We start from the raw sequence: 7,534 nt of genomic DNA, 5'->3' as shown, positions 1-7,534 counted from the left end.
TATCAATGTTTCGTCCTTTCTCGTACCATGGTGGAACTGGCCACTGTTGTAAYCAACCTCCGTTTGSCGTGGTCCAGTCCACGGCTTTCCAGGTATTCACGGACAGGTCTGCTGTTGTACACCGCATTCCTGAAGTAGGTAAACATGTTTGTGAGCAGCGCAACCCTGGTAAGTTTCTGGACGGGGGAAGCCGTGCCCGTGACCGTGTCCGCCCCCTGGCGGATCAGTTCCCCGGCTTTGAGGATCGCCTGGTGTTTGTCCGTCTGTTCCATATGCATGATAAAGTCGATCACGTCCAGGCTCTTGCCATGCGTGGGGCAGTTGCTGCTGAAACAGTAGGCCGTCTGCGTCTTGTAATACACCTGCATGCTCGGGGTCTTGTCAGGGTGGAACGGGCAGTTCAGCCGGCTCTGCTTGTCCGGTTTCAGCCCGTAATGTTCCAGGACTTCCTTTAGCGCCAGTCTGGTTTTGATCTCCTGTATTTCCATCCCTTAACCCGCCTTCTTCTCCAGGTTATCGAACACGGTATGCAGATCGCTCAGGACTGCATACAGCTCCAAGAGCTCCCAGCCGCAGTCCTGCTCCCGCTCCACCACCGATATGTGGGTGACCAGGATGAACAGCAGTTCGTCCAGATGCCCTGCCAGTGACGGGGCATCCACAAAATTCTCCAGGAACCTGTCCAGTCCCCGGTAGTTGTATAGGTACTCTTTTTTCTCTGCCATAAAACTTTCTTTAAAAATTTCCATCTGATAAATACCTCACAAAACTAACTCATTTAACTTTTATATGCAAGAGCTATGTTAATTGTATTTGACCTATAAGTGATGTATTTTTGTGATTCACTATCATATAACTCTCAAAAACGAGGTATTTATGGCTTTTTCAGACAGATTGGCGTTCGCACGCAAGCAGAAAAAAAATCAGGCAGGCAGACCTGGGGAAGCTCGTCGGGACTTCAGGGGATATCATCGGCAAGTATGAACGGGGAGAAAACATCCCCTCCATTGACGTGGCCGCCAAGATCGCCGATGCACTGGGGGTAACCTTGGATTATCTGGTAAAGGATGGGGAGTACGAGCATATAGACGGTGAGACACTCAAAAAACTGAAGGAGATCCAAAACCTGGACCCGGAAAACAAGTCCCACGTCTTCGCAACCATTGATGCTTTTATCAAGGCGGCCAAACTCAAAAGTATTGCAGCACTATAAAAACGGAGGATCAGTGTATCCGTAATTTAAGAATCACCTATTTATTCACTTATGAAACATATCCTAAATTTACTTGTTTTAAGCCTTGCCATTTATAGTTGTAGTGATGCAAACTCCCAGTCGGGAGAAGCACTAACTCCTGAAAAAATAAACGAGCATTTTTTTGATCTTTATGACTCAAAAGGACCTAGTGAAGCTTTAGAGTTTGTTTTTTCCACCAATGACTGGATCAATGAAACCCAAACCTCAGAACTAAAAAACAAACTGGTTGAACTGACAAAGCAGCTTGGGAATTATCAAGGAAAAGAAGTCATTTCTAAAAGAAGTGTTGGTGAAAACCTTCTTTTATATACATTCTTAATAAAATATGACCGACAACCTATCAGGTATTTGTTTATTTATTATAAACCAAACAATAAATGGCAGCTGCAGAAATTTCAATATGATGACAATTTAGAAACTGAATTAATAGAAGCCGCCAGTGCCTATAGACTCACTGAAAACCTGCCATGCAATGAATGACAAGGAACATTTTCTCTATGAAAGTAACCGGGCATACTTCCATATTTTCAAGTATTCATTTCTTTACATCTCTTTAATTTTATTTTCCGCGGCATTTACAGGCTACTTTTGGCCTAATTTGGTCTCCATAAACAATAGCGACATATCTGTTACAGGAACAGCTGTTTTGCTGTTTTTAGCTATTGCAATCCTTATTCTTTTTTTTTATTGTAAAAGATAGATTCGCCTACATAAAAGTAAACAGTAAAGTAATCCATGTGACCAGTTCTAAGATAAACAGAAAATTAGATTGGGAGGAAGTCAGATCCATCAAGCTGATACCATTTATTTTCCCCCCATTATACAAAGTTAGCCTCAATAATGACTATTTTTTCTTCAATACTGACGATAAATATCTTTTCCTCTCTTTTGGCGTGATAAAAGATCTAAGTGAGATGGGGCAATTTATAACGAAAAAAGCCAAGAACTACTGAAAATTCTTGGCTCTTTACCTGCTCCTTACATTCTTTAAACAATTCCAGTTTACTTTTAACGCCTTTCTTCTGGCACATTGACCTCTGGCTTAATCATCTCGTTTACCATATCTCCGATTACTGTTGCGGCTATATCAACAACACTAGAAAAATAGCTCCCAACAGCTTTTAAGTTCGTAGAAACCTCTGCACTAAATATCCCAATCTTCGTTTTTAGGCCAACATTGTAATTCCCGTCTGCAGAAACTCCTTGAGAGCCGTCTTTATCACCAACCCCGGCTCCAATCCCGACTCCAAATCCTCCATCATACAATTTGGCATCCCCTACCATTTGCCCGTTGGAAGAACCCAAATTTGCTGTACCGACATCTAAATTACCAGAAACTCCAGCAACACCTGAAATAGAGGCTGAACCATCCAATTGAATAAGAGATGACTGTACTCCTCCATTACCTGAACTTGTAGAGGTTCCGCTAACATTACCTACACTAGCACCTGCTCCTAAATTTAACGGTCCTAATTGCATACTCCCGCCAGCACCAAAGGCTTGGAGACCCATCGATACATTAAGCATATTGGAACTATTGACATTGGCAGCACTAACTTTACCCTGAACTTTTTCGCTCAATAAAGACCTTGAAAGAGAACTGCCCATACCAGGACAACAATCCCTAGGAGCCATTCCATCCGGATCAATAAACCTGATCGGATTGTTGAAGGCATAATTGTAAGGGGAATGTCTTCGCATCTGCTCGGAAAGAGGATCTATGACGCTCCATCTCCCTATTGCCGGGTCATACATCCTGGCTCCGTAGTCATAGAAATTAAGATTCAGGTCGTCAATCAGCTCCTTGCCATTGTAGAGATAGTTCTCAACACCCGTACACGGATTTTCAGTATCATTTCGATTCCAGGACACTTTTAATCGTCTCGGTTCTTCTTGTCGGTATATCAGTTTTAAACAGCCCATAAAATGCCAAGATAGGGATTTCTTTCAGTTGAGTTTCATTTGAAAGAAAAAAAATCCGCTTCATTTCCCTTTAATAAACATTTCCACAAAGAAAAAAACAGAAAAAAAAGAAAGCTGCTCCGCTGGCTGCATGGCCGGACAGTCAAGGTTTTTGCAATAAAAAATACTATCCGCCGCGGCGGATGGAGATTTTTGTTGCAAAACCCGAAGGGCTTGACCTTGACGGGCCGAGCCAATGCAAGCCTAACTTTGCTTTTCTTTTTGTTGTGTTTTTGGTCTGTTTCCCAAGGATGTCCATTTTATTACCTGTCGGGGTTCCTGTGGGTTGGTTGAGCGTAAACGCAGGAAAAAGCGCCTGCGGCTAAAACGGCTGGACAGTGGCTGCAATGAGTGGAGCGCAGCGGAACGGGTTGCGGACACTGGCCAAGCTTCGCGAGCCGCCCTGCGAGTGGAGCAAGGGTGGTGCAAGAGAGAGCCTGACGAAGGAAGGCGGCTTGCAGCTATGTGGAAGTGAAGGGCTGGCGTGGTTTTTTGCCTTTTTTGCAAAAACGATGACAGCCCGAAGCGCACCACACAAGGGCTACCTACCTGCCGGAGGCAATCATTAAAATCAGCCCGCAGCCCGCAGCGACCCGCAGGCGAGCAATAACACAGGCAGGCGGTGGATGCGTGGCGGCTGAACGGAACGGATCCGCCTCAGGCGGAGGAGTGTAGGGAAGCGGCCTAAGCAGACAAAGTAGCCTGCCGTGAGGAAGAGGGAGGAACTGCAAAAGACATGACAGCATGCGAGGTACGAGCACCCGAAGGGCGAACGGCTTCCCGACACACCTTAAAAAAATAAACCAACTTGTTGTCGGGATGCCGTGAGTGCTGGCGTGGCTTTTTGCGGACGACCGATGACGAACACTGCTTAACCTGTGACCGTCATCGTTACTGCAAACCTCCTTTCGGAGCACTACCCCAGCGGATGGTGTTTCTGTACCGCCGCCTTCAGTTCCTCCAATCCCGTCTGCCTGTACCGCTCCGTCGAACTGGGGTTTTTATGTCCCGCAAACACCTGTACAACCCTAAGGTCTTTTCCCTCTTTTAAAAGGTTGGCGATCACGCTCTGCCGGATGGTTTGGGCGTTCAGTTTCCTGTCAGGGAATAGATCCCTAAAAGTCTCCACCAGATAGTTGATGTCATCGGCCTTGATGGCCTTCCCCCGGATGTTCAGGATTAACCGGTCGGTGTTTTCGCTGATGGTTTTGGGGCGTATTTCGTGGATGTAGCGGTAAAAAAGCATGATCTGTTTGGGCTTCATCTTCAGGGTTCTTGGCAGTGTCTTGGCCATGCCCCGGGTGTGGACTGTCCCTGCTTCCAGGTCAACATCCTGTAACCTCACCTGTTCTGTTTCCTTCAACCGTAATCCCTGGTAGATCAGCAGACTGACAAGCACCTGGTTTCTGATCCTTACGCTTTCATAGCGTTCCTTCCTTTCCATCAGCTGTTCGAGTTCAGTTGAAGAAAAAAGATCCTGCAGCTGGATGTCCTGACCTTTGGCATCCCGCAGCCTCAAAAACCTGCAGGGATGGTCTTCCCGCCTTCCGGTATGCAGCAGCCAGTTGTGCCAGGACTTTGCCCCGTAAAGCATCCTGTTGACCGTCCTCGGGTTTTTGTGTTTCTTCCTCAGGTAGTCCACGTACTGCAAAATGTCTTTGTAGCCCGCTTTTTCGGCTCTTTCCTCCGTCATATAGTCCAGGTATATCCGGATGTCCCGCAGGTAGATCTTTGCAGTCTCGGGTGTATGCCTTTCCAGCAGGTAGGTTTCCAGTTTGCTGTCGTTCAACATATTTGCTTGGATAGATAATGTTTGCTGATTTTGGCATAGATCTGGGTCGTCTCAAGATGGCGGTGGCCCAAAAAGTCCCTGACCTGCTCGATGCCCAGACCGCCTTCCAAAAGGTGTGTGGCGATGCTGTGCCGCAGGCAGTGAAGCCCGATCCTGTCCGTAAAACCCGCCTGTTCCGCAAGGTACCCGAGCCTTCTCCAAAAGCTGTCCCCGGACATCCTGTTGCCGTGGTTGTTGAGCATAAAAGCTTTCAGGCTGTCGGCGGTGGCTCCGCTTCTGTAGGATTCCCTTTCCCGCAGGTAATAACCTTTCAGGTCTTGGGCAACCTGTACGCCCATCGGCACAGCCCTTCTTTTTCCGCTCTTGCCGGAACGCACGTACAGCAGCTGCCCCTTGAAGTGGATGTCGGATATATCCAGTTTTTCAGCCTCCGACCTTCTCAGCCGCAGCCGTAGAACAGGCTCAGCATGGCATGGTCACGAAGGGTCTCACATGCACCGTACAGGGCTTTGATCTCTTCGGTGCTTAACACCTTCCTGGGCGGATGTTCCGGCTTGGGGAAGGCCAGTGCGCCGAAGGGGTTGCTTTCAAGATCCCCAACGGCTTCCCGGAAGTTCATAAAGGTTTTCAGGGCATACAGGTGATGGTTGATCTGGCTTTCGCCCAGACTGCCGCCCCTCTGGCTCGGTCTTGTCCTCAGGTACTCCCAATGTTCCAGGATATGCCCGGGCATGATGCCGTCCAGTCCATGGATGCCAAGGCCTTCCATCCGGTAAAAAAACTCCCGCAGGCAGGACGGCAGGGCTTCACGGCTCCCTTTGTTGTATCCCGTACGTTCCAGGTACAGCTTGAAGTCCAGGAGAAGGTCACGGTATTCTTTATTGTAGATCGGTAAATGCTTCATCGTCGTAGATATTTTCAGGGGGGTACCCCTCACGTTCTTTCGGAACACGGAACGCCAGAGGTATTTTGTTTGATTGCAGCAGGTATTGGCCGGTTTTGGGTCTTTCTGGCGTTCCGGCTGGCGTTCCAGGGGCATGGAACACCAGCCTACAGGATTTCAAGCTGGTCAAGCTGGCCCTGCAGATGCCTTTTTGTTTTTGCCCGCAATGCCTCGATGTTGTCCCACCAGACCACTTTGTACCGGTAGCCCCGGTTCGCATGGCCGCCCGACTGCCGGATGTATTCCAGGGCCAGCAGGTCATGGATATAGCGGTGAAGCTGGGTCTTGCTGATGTTCAGTGCCTGCCTGATTTCCCGCTGTCCGAAGCTGTAGGATTCGTAGGCCTCGCCTTTCCCTTTGATATAGGTTTTCAGCTGCTCGTAGAACAGCCTCAGGCTGCCGTCCAGCTCGTCTATCTTCAGCACGATGCTGTCAAACATGATCTCCGCCGCTACCTGCAGATCCTCTTTCTCCGTGATCAATCTCCCTTTCTGATCTTTTTTCCTCCGGTACTGGTTCATCAGGGTCATCTGCTTCACGAAGCTCTGGTACAGGCCGTTCAGCCTCCTGATCTTGTGGGCCTCTTCCGGAAGATTCACCCTGTCCGCATAGGGGTTCACCACTTCACACGGTTTCAGCATCCGGATACAGTCCTGGATAAACTCCGTGGCCTTCCTTTCTTCCTGCCCGTCAATCTTCCCGGATGCCTTTTGGTTCTGGTAGGCGATGATCCTTTGCGTCTGCTCCCTGGTCTCGTCCACGGCGATCAGAAAACAGCGGTTCATGTTGTCCTCGTAGATCTCCCCCTTGGTGGTGCAGGCCATCGAGGCGATCGGCCCGTAAACGGTCTTTTCATACGCCCGGTTGTTGCCTTTTTCGTCCTGTCCCGTCGTGCTCGATGAGAGCATTTCCCTTGATTGCAGTTCCCTAAATGCCAGCTGCGCCTCTTCCTTCATCCCGTCCAGGTCTTCCAGGCATATCAGTTTGTTTTTCAGATCGTACATGCCGTAGTTGTAAAAGCTGCTTTCTGTGACCCTTGTAAACCGTTTCACATCTTCATCGGGGATAAAGCTGCTGATCTTGACCAGAAGATGGGTCTTGCCACTGCCTGAACTGCCCTGTATTAAAGCATGCAGCGTGTCGGGCATCCCGTAGCTGGCGGCGATGCAGAACAAAAACACCCGGTTGTTTTCCTCGCCCACAACGCCCGCTTTTCCGATCAGGGCATTGAACCTTTGGATCAGGTTGGGTTTGCCCAAAAAGTCCCTGCACCGGCCGCTTGCCGTACTGTCCAGAGCCACCCTTGCGCTTTCCGGTTTTTGGCCCGTTTCCCGACTGTCCCGGTAGTCTTCCAGAAGGTCGGCCAGCCTGCACAGGTCCAGCTCCAACAGGTCTGCCCTGAGGTTCAGTTTTTCGGCCGCCTCCCTGGCTATCCTTTCCGTCTGTTTGTTCTCGTACAGGTCCAGGCGGTTGCGGTAGCGGTTGTAGGCGCTGCTGCCCTTCCCCTCGACCATCAGGCTGACCTGAAGCCTGTCGGGTTCCTGTCTAACCCCACCCTTTACATAGTAATGCGCCGTGTCGG

At 49.1% G+C, this 7,534-nt stretch carries 9 protein-coding genes; 2 read left to right on the top strand and 7 right to left on the bottom strand.

Translation table 11 applies throughout. The features are described 5' to 3' along the window. Window positions 1–2: 2 nt before the first annotated feature. Both A3SI_RS17905 and A3SI_RS16385 read right to left on the bottom strand, forming a co-directional pair. Window positions 3–488, bottom strand: a complete 486-nt coding sequence (locus A3SI_RS17905) for a CHC2 zinc finger domain-containing protein (RefSeq protein WP_009057686.1) — start codon at window positions 486–488, stop codon at window positions 3–5. 3 nt (window positions 489–491) lie between these two features. Beyond that, window positions 492–749, bottom strand: a complete 258-nt coding sequence (locus A3SI_RS16385) for a hypothetical protein (protein WP_009057685.1) — start codon at window positions 747–749, stop codon at window positions 492–494. Between the two features lie 173 nt (window positions 750–922). Between A3SI_RS16385 and A3SI_RS16380 the strand changes: the two genes are divergently transcribed. Further along, the gene (locus A3SI_RS16380; RefSeq protein ID WP_040671303.1) at window positions 923–1,213 is read left to right on the top strand and encodes a helix-turn-helix domain-containing protein; all 291 of its coding nucleotides are present in this window, start codon (window positions 923–925) and stop codon (window positions 1,211–1,213) included. A 51-nt stretch (window positions 1,214–1,264) separates the two neighbouring features. Continuing rightward, window positions 1,265–1,735 carry a hypothetical protein gene (locus tag A3SI_RS16375; protein ID WP_009057683.1) on the top strand — a complete coding sequence of 157 codons (471 nt, stop codon included), beginning with the start codon at window positions 1,265–1,267 and terminating at the stop codon, window positions 1,733–1,735. 528 nt (window positions 1,736–2,263) lie between these two features. Here the strand turns inward: A3SI_RS16375 and A3SI_RS16365 are convergent. The 5 genes from A3SI_RS16365 to A3SI_RS19435 all read right to left on the bottom strand — a co-directional run. Beyond that, complete coding sequence (locus tag A3SI_RS16365) at window positions 2,264–3,127, bottom strand: RHS repeat domain-containing protein (protein WP_238531830.1); 864 nt, start codon at window positions 3,125–3,127, stop codon at window positions 2,264–2,266. A gap of 1,006 nt (window positions 3,128–4,133) precedes the next feature. Continuing rightward, entirely contained in the window at window positions 4,134–5,009 is an 876-nt protein-coding gene (locus A3SI_RS16355; protein ID WP_009057676.1) for a tyrosine-type recombinase/integrase, read from the bottom strand. Further along, on the bottom strand, window positions 5,003–5,392 hold the full coding sequence (locus A3SI_RS23400; RefSeq protein WP_394330391.1) for a tyrosine-type recombinase/integrase: 390 nt from the start codon (window positions 5,390–5,392) through the stop codon (window positions 5,003–5,005). The genes A3SI_RS16355 and A3SI_RS23400 overlap by 7 nt, the downstream gene beginning before the upstream one ends. 56 nt (window positions 5,393–5,448) lie before the next feature. Next, window positions 5,449–6,048, bottom strand: coding sequence for a tyrosine-type recombinase/integrase (locus A3SI_RS18570; RefSeq protein WP_162098484.1), 600 nt, complete (start codon window positions 6,046–6,048; stop codon window positions 5,449–5,451). Between the two features lie 11 nt (window positions 6,049–6,059). Then, window positions 6,060–7,534: hypothetical protein (locus A3SI_RS19435; protein WP_009057670.1), on the bottom strand; the 1,475-nt coding region annotated here is incomplete at its 5' end.

It is taken from the genome of Nitritalea halalkaliphila LW7, assembly GCF_000265075.1.
GTDB classification, from domain to species: Bacteria; Bacteroidota; Bacteroidia; order Cytophagales; family Cyclobacteriaceae; genus Nitritalea; species Nitritalea halalkaliphila.
The sequence above is the reverse complement of the archived record's forward strand: the minus strand, read 5'-3'. Positions and strand labels throughout refer to the sequence as shown.

Bases quoted from the DNA above. Each gene is read 5' to 3' on its own strand.
- A3SI_RS16375 (WP_009057683.1), top strand. From the start codon at position 1,265: ATGAAACATATCCTAAATTTACTTGTTTTAAGCCTTGCCATTTATAGT.
- A3SI_RS18570 (WP_162098484.1), bottom strand. From the start codon at position 6,048: ATGCCCCTGGAACGCCAGCCGGAACGCCAGAAAGACCCAAAACCGGCC.
- A3SI_RS16355 (WP_009057676.1), bottom strand. From the start codon at position 5,009: ATGTTGAACGACAGCAAACTGGAAACCTACCTGCTGGAAAGGCATACA.
- A3SI_RS16385 (WP_009057685.1), bottom strand. From the start codon at position 749: ATGGAAATTTTTAAAGAAAGTTTTATGGCAGAGAAAAAAGAGTACCTA.